The 19,173-nt window shown below is 63.3% G+C and carries 17 protein-coding genes; 13 read left to right on the forward strand and 4 right to left on the reverse strand.

Annotated features, from left to right (window positions below; genetic code table 11):
• The first annotated feature begins 3 nt into the window (after window positions 1-3).
• Entirely contained in the window at window positions 4-999 is a 996-nt protein-coding gene (locus OO730_RS08355) for an asparaginase (protein ID WP_264980978.1), read from the forward strand.
• On the opposite strand, the gene OO730_RS08360 is transcribed toward OO730_RS08355, so the two are convergent.
• Window positions 986-1,186 (reverse strand): hypothetical protein, encoded by a 201-nt coding sequence (locus OO730_RS08360; protein WP_264980979.1) that lies wholly within the window; start codon window positions 1,184-1,186, stop codon window positions 986-988. The two genes, OO730_RS08355 and OO730_RS08360, sit on opposite strands and share 14 nt — an antisense overlap.
• Window positions 1,187-1,444: 258 nt before the next feature.
• On the opposite strand from OO730_RS08360, the gene OO730_RS08365 reads away from it, so the two are divergent.
• Entirely contained in the window at window positions 1,445-2,026 is a 582-nt protein-coding gene (locus tag OO730_RS08365) for a hypothetical protein (protein ID WP_264980980.1), read from the forward strand.
• 319 nt (window positions 2,027-2,345) lie between these two features.
• On the opposite strand, the gene OO730_RS08370 is transcribed toward OO730_RS08365, so the two are convergent.
• Entirely contained in the window at window positions 2,346-3,620 is a 1,275-nt protein-coding gene (locus OO730_RS08370; protein WP_264980981.1) for a transcription antitermination factor NusB, read from the reverse strand.
• A 327-nt stretch (window positions 3,621-3,947) separates the two neighbouring features.
• Window positions 3,948-5,849 (reverse strand): molybdopterin-dependent oxidoreductase, encoded by a 1,902-nt coding sequence (locus tag OO730_RS08375; protein ID WP_264980982.1) that lies wholly within the window; start codon window positions 5,847-5,849, stop codon window positions 3,948-3,950.
• 186 nt (window positions 5,850-6,035) lie between these two features.
• On the opposite strand from OO730_RS08375, the gene OO730_RS08380 reads away from it, so the two are divergent.
• The 7 genes from OO730_RS08380 (at window position 6,036) to OO730_RS08410 (ending at window position 14,057) form a co-directional block, all read left to right on the forward strand.
• The gene (locus tag OO730_RS08380; protein WP_264980983.1) at window positions 6,036-6,707 is read left to right on the forward strand and encodes a TetR/AcrR family transcriptional regulator; all 672 of its coding nucleotides are present in this window, start codon (window positions 6,036-6,038) and stop codon (window positions 6,705-6,707) included.
• A gap of 12 nt (window positions 6,708-6,719) precedes the next feature.
• Window positions 6,720-7,919 (forward strand): acyltransferase family protein, encoded by a 1,200-nt coding sequence (locus tag OO730_RS08385; protein ID WP_264980984.1) that lies wholly within the window; start codon window positions 6,720-6,722, stop codon window positions 7,917-7,919.
• A 167-nt stretch (window positions 7,920-8,086) separates the two neighbouring features.
• Entirely contained in the window at window positions 8,087-9,328 is a 1,242-nt protein-coding gene (hisS, locus tag OO730_RS08390) for a histidine--tRNA ligase (RefSeq protein WP_264980985.1), read from the forward strand.
• A 260-nt stretch (window positions 9,329-9,588) separates the two neighbouring features.
• Window positions 9,589-11,415 (forward strand): aspartate--tRNA ligase, encoded by a 1,827-nt coding sequence (aspS, locus tag OO730_RS08395; protein ID WP_264980986.1) that lies wholly within the window; start codon window positions 9,589-9,591, stop codon window positions 11,413-11,415.
• 290 nt (window positions 11,416-11,705) lie between these two features.
• Window positions 11,706-12,203 (forward strand): peptide deformylase, encoded by a 498-nt coding sequence (gene def, locus OO730_RS08400; protein WP_264980987.1) that lies wholly within the window; start codon window positions 11,706-11,708, stop codon window positions 12,201-12,203.
• Entirely contained in the window at window positions 12,200-13,195 is a 996-nt protein-coding gene (fmt, locus tag OO730_RS08405) for a methionyl-tRNA formyltransferase (RefSeq protein WP_264984146.1), read from the forward strand. Before def ends, fmt begins: the two co-directional genes overlap by 4 nt.
• Before the next feature lie 40 nt (window positions 13,196-13,235).
• Complete coding sequence (locus OO730_RS08410; RefSeq protein WP_264980988.1) at window positions 13,236-14,057, forward strand: DUF116 domain-containing protein; 822 nt, start codon at window positions 13,236-13,238, stop codon at window positions 14,055-14,057.
• Window positions 14,058-14,215: 158 nt separating this feature from the next.
• Here OO730_RS08410 and mobB read toward each other — a convergent pair whose 3' ends face one another.
• A complete protein-coding gene (gene mobB / locus OO730_RS08415; RefSeq protein WP_264980989.1) occupies window positions 14,216-14,755 on the reverse strand; it encodes a molybdopterin-guanine dinucleotide biosynthesis protein B in 540 nt (179 codons plus the stop codon).
• Window positions 14,756-14,919: 164 nt separating this feature from the next.
• Here mobB and OO730_RS08420 point away from each other — a divergent pair, with 164 nt between their 5' ends.
• The 4 genes from OO730_RS08420 to pstA all read left to right on the forward strand — a co-directional run bounded on the left by OO730_RS08420 (window position 14,920) and on the right by pstA (window position 19,110).
• A complete protein-coding gene (locus tag OO730_RS08420; protein WP_264980990.1) occupies window positions 14,920-16,131 on the forward strand; it encodes a molybdopterin molybdotransferase MoeA in 1,212 nt (403 codons plus the stop codon).
• A 213-nt stretch (window positions 16,132-16,344) separates the two neighbouring features.
• Complete coding sequence (locus OO730_RS08425; protein WP_264980991.1) at window positions 16,345-17,154, forward strand: PstS family phosphate ABC transporter substrate-binding protein; 810 nt, start codon at window positions 16,345-16,347, stop codon at window positions 17,152-17,154.
• A gap of 90 nt (window positions 17,155-17,244) precedes the next feature.
• Window positions 17,245-18,168 (forward strand): phosphate ABC transporter permease subunit PstC, encoded by a 924-nt coding sequence (gene pstC / locus OO730_RS08430; protein ID WP_264980992.1) that lies wholly within the window; start codon window positions 17,245-17,247, stop codon window positions 18,166-18,168.
• An 18-nt stretch (window positions 18,169-18,186) separates the two neighbouring features.
• Window positions 18,187-19,110 carry a phosphate ABC transporter permease PstA gene (pstA, locus tag OO730_RS08435; protein ID WP_407681888.1) on the forward strand — a complete coding sequence of 308 codons (924 nt, stop codon included), beginning with the start codon at window positions 18,187-18,189 and terminating at the stop codon, window positions 19,108-19,110.
• Window positions 19,111-19,173: the final 63 nt, after the last annotated feature.

The following is a 19,173-nucleotide window of genomic DNA, read 5'->3' on the forward strand; positions in this document are numbered from 1 at the left end:
ACCATGACAAAACAACAAGAAATCGTTGTCTTTTTTACCGGCGGAACCATCGGCATGTCCCCGGCAGAAGGCGTGACTGGAGTGGCTCCGAACGACAACTTCCACGAGCTGCTCAACCAGTTCAAGCCGCAGGAGGCGAACGTCACCCTGCGACCCGTTCTCTGGTCGGACAAACCGAGCCCGCACATGACGCCCGACGACATGTTCCGGCTGGCCCTGGACGTGGAGAAAACCCTGGTCGAGCCGTCCGTGGCCGGAGCCGTGATCCTGCACGGAACCGACACCCTGGCCGAGACCGCGTACATGTGCGACATGGTCATCGCATCCGACAAGCCGGTCATCCTCACCGGGTCCATGCGCTACTATTCCGAATCCGGTTACGACGGCATCCGCAACCTGGCCAACACCGTCCGCGCCTGCCTGCTCCCCCTGCCGCCCGGCATCGGGGCGTGCATCCTGATGACCGACCGCATCTTCGCCGCCCGCGAGGCGGTCAAGGTCAACTCCCTGAACGTGGACGCCTTCGAATCCCGCGAAGCGGGCGTGGTCGGCTACGTGGCAGGCGAGTCCGTGGTCCTTGCCAGACGCTATTCCACCCCCACCCCGAGGCGTGGGCTCCACCCCGAGGCCATTGAGGAGCGGGTCCCCCTCCTGACTGCATACACGGGCATGGACCGATCACTTATCGATCATTGCAGAAGCCTGGGCAGCAAAGGGATTGTCATAGAAGGATTCGGGGCAGGGAATGTTCCTCCCACCATAGCGACCGCTCTTGAAGAGTGCCTTTCGGACAACATTCCGGTGGTCCTGGCCACCCGCTGCATCGAGGGCGGGGTGTGGCCCATATACGGCTACCCCGGCGGCGGAGCCGACCTGGAAAGCAAGGGGGTTATCCTGTGCGGTCGCCTGGGCGGCCCAAAGGCCCGCATTCGCCTCATCTGCGCCCTCGGAATGACTTCCGACATGAGGAAAATCCGGCAGATCTTCAGCGAGGCGTAGCCCGCAGTTTATTGATCGACACGGGTGAATCGCCGGAATCGGCCCGGGCCTGGGCGATGCCGAGATGGTTCCCGATGGCGGCGGAAGCCATGGCAACCCGTCGATGATGTCCGTTGACGTGGGGAGACACGTAATCCAGGGCAGTCGAGATGCCGCACATGAGATCAATGAGGTAGATATTCCGCATGTCGTTTCTTCCCTGCATTATGCTTGGGAGGCCCATATTAAGGGTTGCAGGCCAACTGTCAATCGAATGAATGTTCGTCACGAATCCGCATCACCCACGATCATGTCAAGCGCTCATTTTATCCTATAGCCTGTTTTCACTATACATTCATCGACATTTCCGGGTTCGAGCGAAATCCCGTGGTACGCTGTTCACGCTCGCGGCCACGGCTCGGGCAACCTGACATCAACCTTCAATCCACCAAGCGAGGTACCGACTATGGCTACGAGCGTGATCGAAATCTGCAACAACGCCCTGCTCGACCTGGGCGAAGACGTCATCATGTCCCTTGGCGACGACTCCAAGGCCGCCGGGCTCTGCAACCACCGCTGGCCCGCCGTGCGCGACGCCGTGCTGCGCGCCCACCCCTGGAACTGCGCCATGTCCCAGGCCGAGCTGGCCGCCGGGACCGCCGCGCCCCTCTGGAAGTGGGCGTACAAATACACCCTGCCCAGCGATTTCCTGCGCGTCATCCAGATGGTGGGCTGCGACGGCGAGGATATCTCCGACTGGGAAATCCAGGGCAACATCATCCTGTGCGACGAAGACGCGCCCATCTTCATTTCCTTTGTCCGCTGCGAAACCGATCCCCGCAAATACGACGCCCTCCTCACGGAGACCCTGTCCGCCCGACTGGCAGCCGCCCTGGCCTATCCACTGACCGGCTCCACCTCCCTGGCGCAGGCATACTGGGAACTCTACCAGAAGAAACTGGCCGAAGCCCGGGGCGTGGACGCCCGCGAAGGCGTGCCCGAATCCGTCACACCCACCGCCTGGCTCGGGGCCAAGTTGGGGCGGTGAGGAAGGGCCTACCGGCGGTCCATTTCAGTGATACCAGAGCGCTGCCCTATCGCTGCTGTCGACATTTCCAAGACCGAACAAATTCGGCCTAAGAACTGACGCGACCCCGCTTAAGGCCGAGGGCCTTGAGAATCCCACGTCGCCTGCGGCGAGGGCGCTTCGTCAAGACCCGGCTCGCCGCGCCTGCGCACCTCTCGCCGCCAGGCGACGCAACAAGTTTGGGAGATTCCCAAGAACCCTTTTCAAAGGGTTCTTGGGCCGTCGGAGACGCCCGCCGGCGAGACTGCCCCGCAGGCAGCGCGCTGGCGGCCTTCCCGGCCTAGCCCACCTTGAGCAGGGCCGCGTAGAAGAATTCGTTGAGCGGCGAATCGGGCGGGGTGGTCCATTCGGTGTGGACGGTGATCTTGGGGTGCTTTTTGACGAACCGCTGGATGAGCCCCTGGTTTTCGTCGGGGTTCAGGGTGCAGGTGATGACGGCCACGGAACCGCCGGGTTTGACCTGATCGGTGGTGTTTTGCAGGATCTCCGCCTGGAGCACGGTCAGATCGGCCAGGTCCGACGGTTTGCGTTTCCACTTGGTGTCGGGCCTGCGCGAGAGCACGCCGAGACCGGAGCAGGGCAGGTCGAGCAACACCGAACCGGGTGCATGCGGCGCCTTGGCCGTGGCCGCATTGGCCACGAACGTCCTGACCCCGGGCAGTTCCCGCTTGAGTCCGTCGAGCCGTTCCTTGTGGGGGTCGGAGGCAAACACGTCCAGCTCCTTCTCGAGCAGGATGCGGGTCTTGCCGCCGCGTCCGGCGCAGGCGTCCCAGACCGGCTCGCGCCAGGTCTCGGGATTGAGCGCCTCGATGGCCTGACGGGCGGCGAACGACTGGCGGTGCATGGGCGGATCGGGCTCTTCCTCGAACCGGGTCCCTGCGGGCAGGGCAAAGCTCATGCCTTCGATATCCAGAATCTCCGGCCAACCGGCCACTTCGGAATATATCTCGTCCGCCTCGGGGTGGCCGAACAGGTTGAATCCCAGCGCCGGAGGCTTGAGTTGCGCCTCCAGATAGTGGAGGGCGTCCTGCTCGCCGTACTCGCGCCACCACATGTCCACCATCCACTGCGGGCAGGAATACCAGCGGCACAGGAACTCGGGCAGGGACGCGTCCTTGCGGAAAAAATCGGGGTCATGGGCGGTCTCGCCCAACTCGGACACACGGCGCAACACCGCGTTGAACAGTCCGGCCAGCCGCGCGCCGGGCTTGGTCTTGGAGAACTCCACGGCCCAATCCACGGAGGCGTAGGCCGGGACCTTGTCCAGGTACAGGATTTCGTAGGCGGCCACGCCCATGGCCAGGCGCATCTTGGGAGGGAGCTGGCCGGGGTCCTTGAGGAACCGGGACAGGATGTACTCGATGCGGGCCTTGAGCCGCAGGTAGCCGTAGGAAAGTTCGGTGGCCAGCGAGGCGTCGCGCGGGTCTAGGGGGCCCGAGGACAGTCCTGCGTCGAGTCCGGCCTGGATATCCTGCCTGTTCATGAGGCAGCGGAAAAGTGCTTCGAGCGCGACCCGCCTCGCCGGAGGCAGGGGTTTGGGAGAACGTGCTTTCATAGGGGGATGGTTACGCCTGTCGGGCGCGGAAGGCAACCGCGTTAGATTGACGATACCGTTACCTTTACGGGGCGAACCTGAAGGAGGGATTTACGCTGAAGGCACGGGGGGGTGACCCGGCTTCCGATAGCGAATCAACGCGCACCGTCCCGAACATCCTGCTTACGTGTCCGGATAGTGGCGTAAGCGAAGCGACACGACGCGAGGCTTTCGAGAGTGGTGCAGCTGTGCATTTTCTTCGGGCAGAATCAACGCAGGCGTAGCCTTCTACGGTGAGTATGATTTTGCCCGAAAAAATGTGCAGATGCGCCGCTGTCGGAAGCCGGGTCACCGGTTCTCCAGCCTGCACGGCTGGCTGTAGTACGCGATCCCCCCCGCCATGTCGGTCTTGCGGGGCTGGATGACGACGTTGGCCACGTGGCCGTATTTCATCCACCCCCCGCGTCTGACGATGACGGCCCGGGGGTGCAGGTCCTCGGCGGTCTCGACCTTGACCTGCATGGCCCCTATCGGGGTGACGAGATAGGCGTCCCGTGCCGGGTCCAGGGCTCCCCAGGCCGGATTGCGCTTGGAAACCCAGACCACCGGCACGCCCCGCTGTTGGGAAGCCGGAATCTGGGTATGGAGATACTTCCCGCTGACCAGGGTCAGGAGCTGGAGCGGATAGTCCGGGTCGCGCCCGGGCTCGGGGTGCAGGTCCTCGGGAAAGCGATAGAGTCCGTCGGGATGGCCGAATCGCATGTTCTCGAAGGCGACTTGGGGGTGATTGACCTTGACGAACCCCATGTCCACGAGTTCGCCGTAGGATATGTCGCCCTTTTTGAGGCCCTCTCGGACGCAGGTTTCGGCGTCCGGCAGGACGACGGGATCGGCCAGCCGTCGGCCCAGGTCGGAGACGATGTCGAAGTCCGGACGGCACCGGCCGGGCGGGCTGACTGCCGGGGCGCAGTGGTTGACGCAGTTGTGGACGAAGGAGCCGAGCACGTCCTCGCGCTCGAACATCATGGCCGGAGGCAGGATGACGTCCGCCTGCATGGCCGTGTCGTTCATGAACCCGTCCACCACGACCACGAACGGCCGGGCGAATGCCTGGGCAACGGCCAGGCAGTCCGGCACCTGGTTGACCACGTTGTGGCCGTCCACCCAGATGAAATCCACTGTCGGGTCCGCCTTCTCCAACTCTCCGGCCAGGTCGCCGATCCAGAATTCCCGGCGGGTTGCGGACTGTTTCCCGCCCTTGACCAGATGATCCCAGGAGCCGAGGTTCCGGCCCGATGAAATATTGAAATACGCGCCGCCGCCCGCGATGCCGATGTTGCCGGAGACCATGGCCAGCGCGTTGATGAAGCGGACGTTCTCACCGCCGAAGACATGCCGCTGCAACCCCCAGCCGATGACCGTGGCCACCCGGCCGGTGTCCGCATACCAGTCGTAGAGCATTTCCACGTCCGAGGCCGGGACCTCGCAGGCCGCGCACAGGTCGGTGAATTTCAGACCGTCGATGAGGCCGCGCAGGGCGGGCCAGTTGGCCGTGCGGTTAAGCACCCACGGGTTGAGGTCGCCCGCCTCCAGATAGAGCTTGAGCACCGCTGCGGCCAGGAACCGGTCGGTGCCGGGCCGGATGACCACGTTGACGTCGGAAAATTCGGGCGTGCCGTCCCCGCCCGGGGAAACGGTCAGGACCTCGGTCCCCTTTTTGCGCGCCTTCTGGATCAGGGCCAGCTGGTGGATGGAGCAGCGGGTCATGTCCCGGCCCCAGTTGATCACCCGGTCCGCGTTGAGGATGTCCTCGGGGTCGTTGTGGTGGAGCACGCCGAAGTCGCGCTCGCTGGCGGTGATGCCGGTATCGTCGCAGACCGAGCCGCTGTAGGCGGAAGCGCCGAGCCTGTTGAAGAACACGGAACTCGCCTTGGCCAGGATGCCTCGGTACCCGTGCCCGTGGATGTGCAGGATGGATTCCGGCACGGCGCGGGCCGCATCCAGCCGGGCCGCGACCAACCCCAGGGCCTCGTCCCAGGAGGCCTCGCGGAATATCCCGTCCTCCCGGATCAGCGGGGTGACGATGCGGTCCTCGGCCTCCAGCCGCTCGAAATAGCGACTGCCCTTCTTGCAGCAGAAGCCCTTGGTGAACGGATGGTTCGGGTTGCCCCGGACGGTCTTCTTTTCACTGTCCACGATCAGGGAACAGGCGTCCCCGCAATCCATGGTACAGGCGGTAACAATGGTCATGACTGCCTCCACGACCAAGAGTGGAGAATTTGCCCGGTCAGGTCAAATCCAAAAAACCGATACCCCCGCTTGACAAAGCCCCCCCACTTAATGCAATTGCATTAACCAAGCGCATTATACGGACGCATTGTGCTTGAACGAAAGTCCGGCTACCCTTGTCGCCAACAATCTCACGGAGGTCCACACATGGGTATGCCGGAAAATCCGACGACAAGAGACAAGATATTCTGCGCCGGGGTGCGTCTGTTCGCCAGGGACGGCTTCGAAGGCGCGACGGTCAGGGACATCTGCAAGGAGGCGGGCACGGCCAACGCCACGGCCGTGAACTACTATTTCGGAGGCAAGGCGAAGCTCTACAAGGCCATTCTGGACATGGTCTTCGCCGAGAACCTGCGCCGCAGGCTGGAGGCGGCAAAGATACAACCGCCGGAAACCCTGTCCCCGGAAGAAAAACTGCGCCGATTTTTGACCATCATGGTGGACGTGGGGTTCAACGAAAACGAATTCGCCAAGGACATCACCACCATCGTGCTCAGGGAGATGATGTCGCCGACAGAGTATCTGGATGAACTGGTGGACAGGTTCACCCGGCCGGACAACGACGAACTGGCCGGGATCATCCGGGAAATCCTGGGGGAGGAAGCCCCGGACTTCCTGGTACGGGACAGCCTGGCGAGCGTGGGCGGGCAGATATTCTACTACCTCGCCTTCTGGCCCGTGTTCAGCCGGGTCTACCCCGAGCATCCGGGGGTGGGCAACTACAAGGGCCCGCTCGTCGACCACATAATGCGCTTTTCCATGGCCGGACTGAAGGCAACGCGAGAAGCACTGGAAAACGGGGAGATACCTCCCCCATAAGGAGGCAGTGAAATGACGACGGCAACCCCGCGGCGAAATTATGCATACGACAACCTGCGGACCCTGATGGTCCTGCTCATCGTCCTGCTCCATGCGGCCTGCGCCTACGCCACGGGCATACCCTGGTGGCATGCCCAGGACGCCAAGGCCCTCCCCTTCGACATCACCATCATCACCATCGACAATTTCGCCCTGCCGGTCCTGTTCTTCATTGCCGGGCTGTTCGCCCACGCCACCCGCGAGCGGTACGGGAACGCCGGGTTCATCAGGAACAAGCTCAAGCGGCTCGGCATCCCCCTGCTGGTCATCCCGTCCCTCTACCTCCCGGCCATGGTCTACGTCGGCTATCTCCGGCGCACCGAAAACCCGACCGGTTTCTTCGAATACTGGCTCCGTTGGATGGCCTCGCTCAAGGACTGGGGATTTGTCGTCATCACGAACATGGAACAGGGCACCCTGTACTCCGACCTCTTTTCCCCCCACCATCTCTGGTTCCTGTCCCTGCTCCTGTTGTTCTTCATCGGCTATGCCTGCTGCCGGGCGGACCTTTTCTCCCGGTTCGAAACGGGCATGGGGAAGACCACGCTGATCGCCGCCCTGTCCATCGCCCTCGGCTTCACCGGCCTCAACCTGCTGACCCAGGACTGGGCATGGGCCCGGTTCGGGCCGTTCATCCTGTTCCAGCCCACCCGCATTCCGGTCTATCTCGGCATGTTCCTCTTCGGCGTCCTGGCCAGCCCGCACATGGACCGGCTCCGCCCCTTCCCCGGGCCGTGGTGGCTCTGGCTCATCGGATTCCTGGCCGCCCAGGCGGTCATGCTCCCCATGGTCTCGGTCTTCATGATGACGCCGGGACCGGCCCCGCTGGGCCTGGCGCTGCTTCACGGCGCGCTGCGCACGGCCCTGGCCGTGACCGCTGCCGGGTTTCTGGTCAATTTCGGCACGGCCCGACTCGCCGGGCCTTCCCGCTGGAGCCGGTCCCTGGCCGCATCGTCCTATGACATCTACATCTGGCACATGCCCATGGCGGTCTTTGTCCAGGCGGGGCTGGCAAGCGTTCCCGTGCCCCTCGCGGCCAAGGCCGCGCTCGCCTTCCTGGTCCCGGTGCTCCTGTTCTGGTTCCTGAGCCGCCGGGCGGCAGGGTTCCAGCCATGTCAATGGGCAGGGTTCCTGCTGCTGGTCTTTGCCGGGTTCGGCCTGACCACGCTCTAGCCGGACAACGCATCCAAAAGCCGCTTCCGGGGAAGCGGCTTTTCCATTTCTGCAAATCAGACCCGCCCCAGAGGGCCGGACCACTCTCTTTTTGACAATCCGGGCCGTATGGTCTAACCAGATTCGGTTCCAGCCACCTGACAATCACTAAGGAATATATACACGCCATGGCGAAAGTACAAAAAATCAAGGGATTCGTGGACCTGTTCCCGGACGAAGCCGCCAAGTTCACCTTCATGGAGCAAAAGGCCCGCGAAGTCTTCTCCCGCTACGGTTTCGGCGAGCTGCGTACGCCCATCCTGGAAAAGACCGAACTGTTCCAGAAGTCCATCGGCGAGGACACGGACGTGGTCGGCAAGGAGATGTTCACCTTCCCGGACCGCAAGGACCGTTCCCTGACCATGCGCCCCGAAGCCACGGCGGGCGTGGTCCGCGCCTTCATCGATTCCAAGACCCACCAGCCAGGCAAAGTCTCGAAATATTTCACCTTCGGCCCCATGTTCCGTTATGAGCGCCCGCAAAAGGGCCGCCAGCGTCAGTTCCACCAGATCAACGCCGAAATCTTCGGCGCGCCCGAGGCCCAGGCCGACGCGGAGCTGATCCTGATGCTGACGACGTTTCTGAACGGGATCGGCCTGACCAAGCTGACCGTGGAACTCAACTCGCTTGGCTGCCACGAGTGCCGCCCGGCCTACAAGCAGGCCCTCATCGACTTCTACAGGTCCAAAGACAAGAGCAATTTCTGCGAGGACTGCCAACGCCGCATGGAGACCAACCCCCTGCGCGTGCTGGATTGCAAGGTCCCGACCTGCAAGGAGCTGGTCACCGAAGCGCCGATCATCACCGACCACCTGTGCGACGAGTGCGAGACCCATTTCACGGACGTCAAGACCATCCTGACCAGTGCAAACATCGACTTCACGCTCAACCCCCGGCTGGTGCGCGGCCTAGACTACTACGTCCGCACCTGCTTCGAGGTCACGAGCCAGGACATCGGCTCCCAGACGTCGGTGGCCGGCGGCGGCCGGTACGACGGGCTGATCAGGAACCTCGGCGGCCCGGACTGCCCGGCCACGGGCTTTGCCTGCGGCATGGAGCGGCTGGCCCTGCTCCTGGACGGGCTGGAAGCGGATACGCCCGACTTCTACCTGGCCGTGGTGGACGACGAGGCGGCCAACGAGGCCATGCTCTTTGCCCAGGAACTCCGAGGCAAGGGGCTTACGGGTGAAGTGAGCTTTTCCGGGGGGTCCATGAAGTCCCGCATGCGCGCGGCCAACAAGTCAGGGGCAAAGGCCTGCCTGATCATGGGCGGCGAAGAGTTGGCGAACAAGACCATCACCGTCAAGGACATGGTCGGCGACCGGGAACAGGAAACCCTGGACCGCTCCCTGTACCTGGCGAGCATATAGGGAAGCAGGGAAGCCGCTGCGCGGCGATGACGGGTGATTTCGCCTCCGGCGGCCAAAGGCCGAGGGCCTTTGGAATCCCATCTGCGACTCCGTCGCGGGTTGGTTCCGTAAAGTGGCCATAACCGGGCGAAAGCCCCGCCGCAGGCGCAACAAAAAGTTTTGGAAGATCCTTGAGAAGCCTGTTTAAAGAGGTTTCTTAAGCCGCCGGAGGCATCCCCCCAAAGGGACGCCGGGGCACAAATACATGATACGGAGAGAGAATGTCTGAACATCAGGAAGAACGGGATTACAACGAATTTCGCGTCATCGAGGACCTCGGCGGCTGGCGGCGCACGCACCACAACAACGAGCTGACCGCGGCCAACATGGACGAGACCGTCTGCCTCATGGGCTGGGTCCAGTTCCGCCGCGACCACGGCGGCCTGATCTTTCTCGACCTGCGCGACCGCGAAGGGTTGACCCAGGTGGTGTTCAACCCCGAGTTGAACGCCGAGGTGCACGAGCGCGCCCACGCCATCCGCCCGGAATACGTCATCGCCATCAAGGGCATCGTCCGTCCCCGACCCGAGGGCATGGCCAACCCGAACATGGTCACCGGCGAAGTGGAGATCGAGGTCACCGAGTACAAGCTGCTCAACACCTCCGAGACCCCTCCCTTCCCCATCGAGGACCGCGTCGAGGTGGGCGAGAACCTGCGCCTCAAGTACCGCTTCCTGGACCTGCGCCGTCCCTCCCTGGCCAAGAATTTCATCATCCGCAACAAGGCCGCGCAATCCGTGCGCCGCTACCTGGACTCGCTGGGCTTCCTCGAAATCGAGACCCCGGTGCTGACCAAGTCCACCCCCGAGGGCGCGCGCGACTTCCTGGTGCCCAGCCGCGTGAACCAGGGCGAGTTCTACGCCCTGCCGCAGTCCCCGCAGCTGTTCAAGCAGATGCTCATGGTCTCCGGCATGGACCGCTACTTCCAGATCGTGAAGTGCTTCCGCGACGAGGACCTGCGCGCCGACCGCCAGCCCGAGTTCACCCAGATCGACATCGAGATGTCCTTCCCGGACGAGCCGCTCATCCAGGACATGGCCGAAGGCATGGTCAAGACCCTCTTCAAAGAGACCATCGACGTGGATCTGCCCGCCACCTTCCCCCGCATGACCTACAACGACGCCATGCGCGACTACGGCGTGGACAAGCCCGACCTGCGCTTCGAGCTCAAGCACATCGACATCACCGACGTGTTCAAGAACTCCGGCTTCAAAGTCTTCGCCTCCTCGGAGCTGGTCAAGGTCATGGTCGTGCCCGGCGGCGCCGAGCTGTCCCGCAAGGAGATCGACGAGTTCACCAAGTTCGTCGAGATTTACGGCTCCAAGGGCCTGGCCTGGATCAAGGTCAAGGAAGACGGCGAGTGGCAGTCGCCCATCGTCAAGTTCTTCTCCGAGGACGAGATCGCGGAGCTGCGCTCCCGCACCGGCTGCGAGCCCGGCGACATCCTGTTCTTCCAGGCCGGTCAGGCGGACATCGCCAACGCCGCGCTGGGCAACCTGCGCTGCGAGCTGGCCAAGCGGTTCGGCCTCATCAACGACAAGGAATTCAAGCCCGTCTGGATCACCGACTTCCCGCTGCTCGAGTACGACGCCGAGGAGAAACGGTTCGTTGCCCGCCACCATCCCTTCACCTCGGCCCGGCCCGAACAGATGGAGGTGCTCAAGGACAACCCCGGCGAGGCCATTGCCCGCGCCTACGACCTGGTCATCAACGGCTACGAGGTCGGCGGCGGCTCCATCCGCATCCACACCCAGGAACAGCAGACCGCCATGTTCTCCGCGCTGGGCATCGACGACGACGAAGCCCAGGAAAAGTTCGGCTTCCTCATGGACGCCCTCAAGTTCGGCGCACCGCCCCACGGCGGCATCGCCTTCGGCCTGGACCGGCTGATCATGATCCTGACCGGCTCCAAGTCCATCCGCGACGTCATCGCCTTCCCCAAGACCCAGAAGGCCACCTGCCTCATGACCGAGGCCCCGTCCGAAGTGCCCAACAAACAGCTCCGCGAACTCGGCATCCGCCTGCGCGAGAAGAAGAAAGAAGATTAGGATTGAAGATGCGAGGGGGAAACCTTTTGAAAAAGGTTTCCCCCTCGCGCTCTCCCTTCCAAGACTTTTTATCTCCACGCCGCCCGGGGAGATGAAACGAACCTGATAAAACAACCGGCGGCGTGGGGGCGAGTAACGCAAAAACTCGCCTTTTGAATTTCAAGACTTATTCATATAGGTAGAAACGGACATCTACGCCGCTCACAACCTCCCCGACAACGCACCCTTTTCCTGCGGCGCGACAAAAAGTTTAGGAAAAGAAGGGGATGGGGGGCCGGAGGCAACAAAATATGCAAATGGAAATATGTACCTGGCCTGACGAGGTCCTGGCTGCCAAGGCCAAGGCCATCGACGAGGTCACACCCGAGTTGGAAAAGCTCATCGAAGACATGATCGAGACCATGTACGAGTCCGACGGCGTGGGCTTGGCCGCGCCCCAGGTGGGCGAGTCCATCCGGCTCATATGCGTGGACCAGACCGGACCCAAGATCCGGGGCGAGCTGCGCGTGCTGATCAACCCCGAGATAGTGGAATGCGACGGCGAGGTGGACTCCGAGGAAGGCTGCCTGAGCTGCCCGGAGCTGACCGTGAAGGTCACGCGCAGGGAGCGGGTGGTGGTCAAGGCCCTGGACGAGAAGGGCAAGGAAGTGTGCATCGACGCCAAGGGGCTGCTGGCCATCATCCTGCAGCACGAGATCGATCACCTGGACGGCGTGACCCTGGCCGACAAGGCCGGACGGCTCAAGCAGGCCATGTACAGGAAGAAGGCGCTGAAGTGGAAGAAATAAGCACCAACAAGCCCGGCACCGCCGAGTCCTGGGGGGCCGTGGACCTGAAGCCCCTGCGCGTGGTGTTCATGGGCACGCCGGACTTCGCCGCCGAGGCGCTGACCATCCTGCTCAAGTTCGACGCCGCCGACGTGGTGGGCGTGTACACCCAGCCCGACCGGCCCTGCGGACGCGGCAGGCAGTGCAAGCCGTCAGCCGTCAAGGTGGTGGCGCTGGAAAACGGCATCCCGGTCTTCCAGCCGGAGAATTTCAAGGACCAGGCGGACATCGACCAACTGGCCGCCCTCGCGCCGGACGTGCTGGTGGTGGCCGCCTACGGGCTGATCCTGCCCCAGGCCGTGCTCGACGTCCCGGCCGTCCAGCCGCTGAACATCCACGCCTCGCTGCTGCCCAAGTACCGGGGCGCCGCACCCATCCAGCGGGCCATCGAGAACGGCGACGTGGTCACCGGCATCTCCATCATGAAGATGGAGGCGGGACTGGACACCGGCCCGGTGCTGGTCCAGCGGGCGCTGCGCATCGGCCACGACGACCACGCAGGCACCATCCACGACGAGTTGGCCAAACTCGGCGGCATCTGCATCTGCGAGGCCCTGGCCCGGCTCCAGACCGGTGCATACGATTTCAAGCCCCAGGACGATTCCCTGGCCACCTACGCCAAAAAGCTGGAAAAACAGGAAGGCGAGATAGACTGGAACCGGCCCGCACAGGCCATCCACAACCGGATCCGGGCCATGTACCCCTGGCCCGGCGCGTTCTTCGACTGGACCAACCCGGACGGCAAGACCCTGCGCCTCAACGTCACCCCCGGCCGGATCGGCGAACAGGACTCGCCCGGAGCCGATCCCGGCACCGTGCTCGGCGAGATGGACGACAGGCTGGCCATCGCCACGGCGGACAAGGTATACCTGACCCCGGAAGTCAAACCCCAGGGCAAGAAGGCCATGGACGCCACGGCCTTTGTCTGCGGCTACATGAGGGAATGTTCATAACAGGCGGCATGGCGGCGGCGCATCAGGACAAGGAGACCCGTTGAATCAGACCCGCTCCACACACAAGGCGCGCAAACGCCTTTTCATCGGACTCATCAGCATCACCTGTTTCGTGATCTGCGTGTTCCTGGCCGGGCTGTGGGTCATCCCCTACATCGGGCTGGAGAACATCCATCCCGCCGCGTCCTGGATTGTCGGCGTCATCGTGCTCGGTCTCATCGGCATCGTCAGCGTGGCCTACTGGGGGCTCTTCCTCAACATCCTGACCAAGAAGCCCCTGCCCGGCGCCAAGCGGTTCCGGGGACTGACCATCAAGCTCTTCCTGCCCCTCATGGTGCTCATCGGGCGCATCTTCGGCCTGGACAAGGAGCACATCCGCCTGTCCTTCATCTCGGTCAACAACGACCTGGTCCTGGCCGAGGCGGGCCGGTACGCGCCCAAGGACATCCTGCTGCTCATGCCGCACTGCTTGCAGAGCTCCCGCTGCGACAAGCGGCTGACCTACGACATCAACAACTGCGAACGGTGCGGCAAATGCCCCATCGCCGGGCTGCTCGAGCTGCACGACAAGTACGGCGTCAACCTGGCCGTGGCCACGGGCGGCACCATCGCCCGCCGCATCGTGGTCCAGCTGAAGCCGCGCCTGATCATCGCCGTGGCCTGCTACCGCGACCTGTCCAGCGGCATCCAGGACACCTACCCCCTGCCCGTCTACGGCGTGCTCAACGAACGCCCCCACGGGCCGTGCCTGGACACCACCGTGTCCATCGACCGCGTGGAGGAAATGCTCCACCGCTTCATCGACACCACCAAGATCGAAACCGGCCGGACCCTCTCCACAGGACAGTCTGCAGATTTGTAGACCTCCGGCAGGGACGGGGACGCATGGAATGCCCCGATGAATTCTTGGGAAACCGATCCACTATTTGGACAGAAAAAAACGCCGTACCATGTTGAAGGCATGGCCCGGCGTTTCTCGTTTTTTCTTGCCCGGATCGCCAACCGCCGCGACTGCACCCCTCAGTCCTGCCCGTCCCACATGCGGTTGTGGACCCAGCCGAGGTAGGACCGGGCTATGTGGGCGGCCACGCCTTTGGCGTCATCCAGTTCGAACTTGGGCACGTCCGCGTCCACGCCCCGGTCGGTGACCATGGCCACCAGCTTCTTCTCGGTCTGGTTGGCCCGGTTGCAGAGAGGGCGGTTGTGGGCGTCGCTGCGATGGATTTCGATCTTGGGGTGGTCGGAGTTGAAGTAGCCTTCCGTAATCATGAGATGCTTGTCCGCAAACAGGGACCGGGCCATCTCGTCGAGCGTCAGATCATGGTCCACACTCTTGATCATGGCGATGCGGTCCGGGGAGGACACGACCACGGTCTCGGCCCCGGCCTGTTTCAGCCGCCAGGAGTCCTTGCCCTTGCGGTCGATGTCGAATGAATGGGCGTCATGCTTGACCGCTCCCACTGATACGCCCAGGGCCTGCAGTTCAGGAATCAGTTTTTCCAGAAAAGTGGTTTTTCCCGCTTGTTTCTTGCCGACGATGCAGATGATTTGCGCTGCCATGTATTCCTCTCGCATAAATAACTTATCGGATTGTCGAGCATACGCCATAGAGCCTGTTCCTGTCACGGGCTGAGAGGGGGATTCAGGGCAAAAAATCACATACTTTACAACTGTCCGGACGGGTGCCAGTATCATGCGCAAGACTAACCCCATAAGGACTGATCATGCCCGCACCCGTTTCCCGCATCCAGGCCCTGCAGCTCCTCCTGGAAGCGGCCGCCCCTCATGATGCAACAGGTTGCCCCGCAGCTGATTCCATCGGCCTGGTGGCGGCCCGCGACATTGCAGCGGGTTGCGACGTGCCGGAGACCGCCTGCTCCGTGCGCGACGGCTATGCCCTGCGTGCCGACGACGTGAAAAAAGCGGGCTCCATGCGGCCGGTCCGGCTGGCGGTCAAGCAGTGCATCCGGGCCGAATCCATGGACCCGGACCCCATCGGCCCGGGTGAAGCCGCCCGCGTGCTCACGGGCGGCACGGTGCCGCCGGGCGCGGACTGCGTGCTGGCCGAGGAAGACGTGGAAGCCGCCAACGGCGACATCCTCGTCACCGCCACGGTGCGTCCGGGGTGGTTTGTCCGGCCCGTGGGCGGGGAGATCGCCGACGGGACCGTCATCACCCACGGCGGACGCGAGATCACCCCCCAGGCGGCGGCGGTCATGACCCGCACCCGGCTGGCGCACGTGCCGGTCCACCCGAGGCCGACCGCACGGATTCTGGCCCTGGGCAGCGAATTGGCCGCGCCGGGCGAGGCGGACTTCGCGCATTTCCCGGCGGACAATCTCGTGCTCACGAGCGGCCTGTTCGAGCGGGCCGGGGCAACGGTGACGACGACCTCGGTGCTGCCGGACGAAAAGGCGCGGCTGGTGGATACATTGTCCCGGACAGACTTGCCGGACGTGGTGGTCACCACCGGCGGCACGGGCAACAGCGAGCGGGACTTCGCGCGCTCCGGGGCGTTGATGAGCGGGTTCGACATCCTTTTCGACACCGTGGACATGCGGCCCGGACGGAACGTGTTCGCGGCCCGGCGCGGCAGGACATTGCTCTTCGGGCTGCCCGGCCCGCCCGCTGCGGTGTTCACCTGCTTTCATGCCCTGATCCTGCCAGTGGTCCGCAGTCTGCGCGGCCTGCCGAACCCGGAAGAACCGGTCATGGCCCGTTTCACCAAGGGCATCAACGTCCGGCCCGGCTCCGAATGGCTGGTCCAGTGCGAACTGGTCATTGACGGCTCGCAGCTCTCGGCCTCCCCGCTGGCAGGCAAGGAAGTCCCGCCCATGCTTGGCATGGGCCGGGCCACCGGCCTGGCCGTGATCCAGGGCGGCGACACGGTGCGACCCGGCGACGAAAGGGAAATCCTGACCACTTCATATAGATAAAGGCAACACACTTTTCAAAATAATACAGACCGTTCCGACCACATCTCCCTCCACCTCCCTCTCCCCTCTCCTCCGGCTGTAACGAAGATGGACCGAAAGTGTCACCGACCTTTCGAAACCTCGTCACGAAGCTGTAACATTGCGGGCATATCACTACGCAACAAGTCAACGAGGACTGTGGGTTTTTCAAATACATTCAAGGAAGGTAACATCATGAAAAAACTGTTGATCGCATTTATCGCACTGGCTGTTCTGAGCGTTTCCGCACTGGCCAACGCCGCCGAAATCCGCGTCAAGGGCTCCACCACCGTGGACCCGGCCATGAAGAAACTGGTCGCCGCCTACCAGACCAAGCACCCCGGCGTGAATTTCTCCATCTCCGCCACCGGCTCCGGTGACGGCGCCAAGGCCATCATCAACAAGACCGCCGACATCGGCATGATGTCCCGCGACATGAAGCCCGCCGAGATCGAAAAGTGCAAGGCAAACGGCATCGAGCCGGTCCAGTTCGTCATCGCCCTGGACTGCCTGGTCCCCATCGTTCATCCTTCCAACCCCGTTTCCGAGATCACCACCGCCCAGCTCAAGGACATCTACCAGGACAAGATCCGCGACTGGAAGGACGTCGGCGGCGACAAGGGCATGATCGCCCTGTTCTCCCGTGAGACCAACTCCGGCACCTACGAGGTCTGGCACGGCAAGGTCATGAAGAAGGAAGACGAGTTCGACCTGGTCTCCCGCATGCCCTCCAACGCCGCCATGGCCGCCAAGATCGCCGGCAACAAGAAGGGCATCGGCTACGTCGGCCTGGGCTTCCTGAACCCCAAAATCAAGCCCCTGAACGTGAACGGCGTGGTTCCCTCCGTCGAGACCGGCAAGTCCGGCGAGTACCCGCTGTCCCGCGGCCTGAACCTGTACACCGGCGGCCAGCCCACCGGCGAGACCCAGAAGTTCATCGACTTCATCATGTCCGCCGAAGGCCAGAAGATCATTGCCGAGGTCGGCTTCGTCCCCATGCAGTAGCAGGGTCGCAGCGACATTCAAAACCAAGTTGAGAATTCCCGCCGGGGCGCACAGCCCCGGCGGGATAACGCTTGAATAAACGGGGATTCAATGCTTGCACGTTCCTTCAAGGAAAAAGCCATCAAGACGGGCTTCCTGTTGTGCGCCAGCGCGTCCATCATCGCCCTCGGCCTGATCATGTATTTTTTGGTGAACGAGGCCCTGCCCACCTTCACCGGCTTCAACGCCATGGGCGAAAAGTTCAGCGGCATCGGCATAACCGACTTCATCTTCGGCAGCCAATGGAAACCGGTCTCGGAAACGCCCCAATGGGGCATCCTGCCGCTGATCATGGGCTCGGTCTGGGTCACCCTGATCTCCTCGATCATCGCCATCCCGCTCGGCATCATGACCGCCGTGTACCTGGCCGAGATCGCCCCCAACAAGGTGCGCGAGATCGTCAAGCCCATGGTCGAGCTGCTGGCATCCCTGCCGTCCGTCGTCATCGGCTTCTTCGGCCTGGCCGTGGTCGCGCCCCTGATGCTGGAGGTCTTCGACATCCGCTTCGGCGTGAACATGCTCAACGCCTCCATCATGCTCGCCTTCATGGCCGTGCCGACCATCACCTCCATCGCCGAGGACTCCATCCACTCCGTACCCGCCGAATTGCGCGAGGGCTCCCTGGCCCTGGGCGCAACCCGGTTCGAGACCATCTGGCGCGTGGTGCTCCCGGCCTCCCTGTCTGGCCTGTCCACCGCCGTGATCCTGGGCATGTCCCGGTCCATCGGCGAGACCATGGTCGTGCTCATGGTGGCGGGCGGCGCGGCCCGCATCCCGGACTCCATATTCGACCCGGTCCGCCCCATGCCCGCCTCCATCGCGGCGGAGATGGGCGAGACCAGCTTCGGCCTGGAGATGCACTATTTTTCCCTTTTCGCCATCGCCATGGTCCTGTTCCTCATCACCTTTCTCTTCAACCTCCTGGCCGACCACATTGCCCACAAGTACAAGCAGGTCGGCTCGGCAAGCCTCTAGGAAAGGAATATGTCAGAAATGGCCAGCAACGAAATGACCGTAAACGGTTCCCATATCCCGGACCCGGCCGGTTCCCGGCTCCGGCGGAAGCTGACCCAGGAAACCTGGTTCACCCTGTTCCGCGCGGCCGTGGCCATCAACGGCATGGCCCTGTTCATCATCATCGGCTACATGGTCTACTACGGGCTCCCGGCCATCTCCTGGGAGTTCCTGACCTCCCAGCCCACCGAAGGCGGGCTGGCGGGCGGCATCTTCCCCTGCATCGTGGGCACCTTCTACCTGTCCATCGGTTCCATGGCCCTGGCCCTGCCCCTTGGCGTGGCCGCCGCCATATACCTGCACGAATACGCCATGCCCGGCCTGTTCATGCGCATCGTCCGGCTGTGCATCAACAACCTGGCCGGCGTGCCCTCGGTGGTCTTCGGGTTGTTCGGCATGGCCTTCTTCGTGGCCGCACGCGACCTCGGCGGCCTGGGAATGGGCGTGTCCATCGCCGCAGGCTGCATGACCCTGGCCGTGCTCATCCTGCCGGTCATCATCGGCACCTCCGAGGAAGCCCTCAGGAGCGTTCCCGACACCTACCGCGAGGCCTCACTGGGGCTGGGCGCCACCAAGTGGCAGACCATCTTCAGGGTCGTGCTTCCCTCGGCCATGCCCGGCATCCTGACCGGCTCCATCCTGTCCATTTCCCGCGCTGCGGGCGAGACTGCGGCCATCATGTTCACTGCCGCGGCCAGCTACAACCCCACCCTTCCGGGCTCGATCTTCGACGAGGTCATGGCCCTGCCCTACCAGATCTATTCGCTGTCGGTTTCCTCCACCGACCCCGAAGCCACACTCCCCCTCCAGTACGGCACCTCTCTCGTGCTGGTGGCCCTGGTCCTGGGCATGAACCTCATCGCCATCCTGCTCCGGTCGCGCCTGCGCAAGAAGCTGACCTAGGACGCCCCACGAAAAAGGCCCCTGCACCGCTCGGTGCAGGGGCCTTTTTCGTGGACAGCCGAA

The organism is Pseudodesulfovibrio portus (assembly GCF_026000375.1).
Taxonomy (GTDB): Bacteria; Desulfobacterota; Desulfovibrionia; order Desulfovibrionales; family Desulfovibrionaceae; genus Pseudodesulfovibrio; species Pseudodesulfovibrio portus.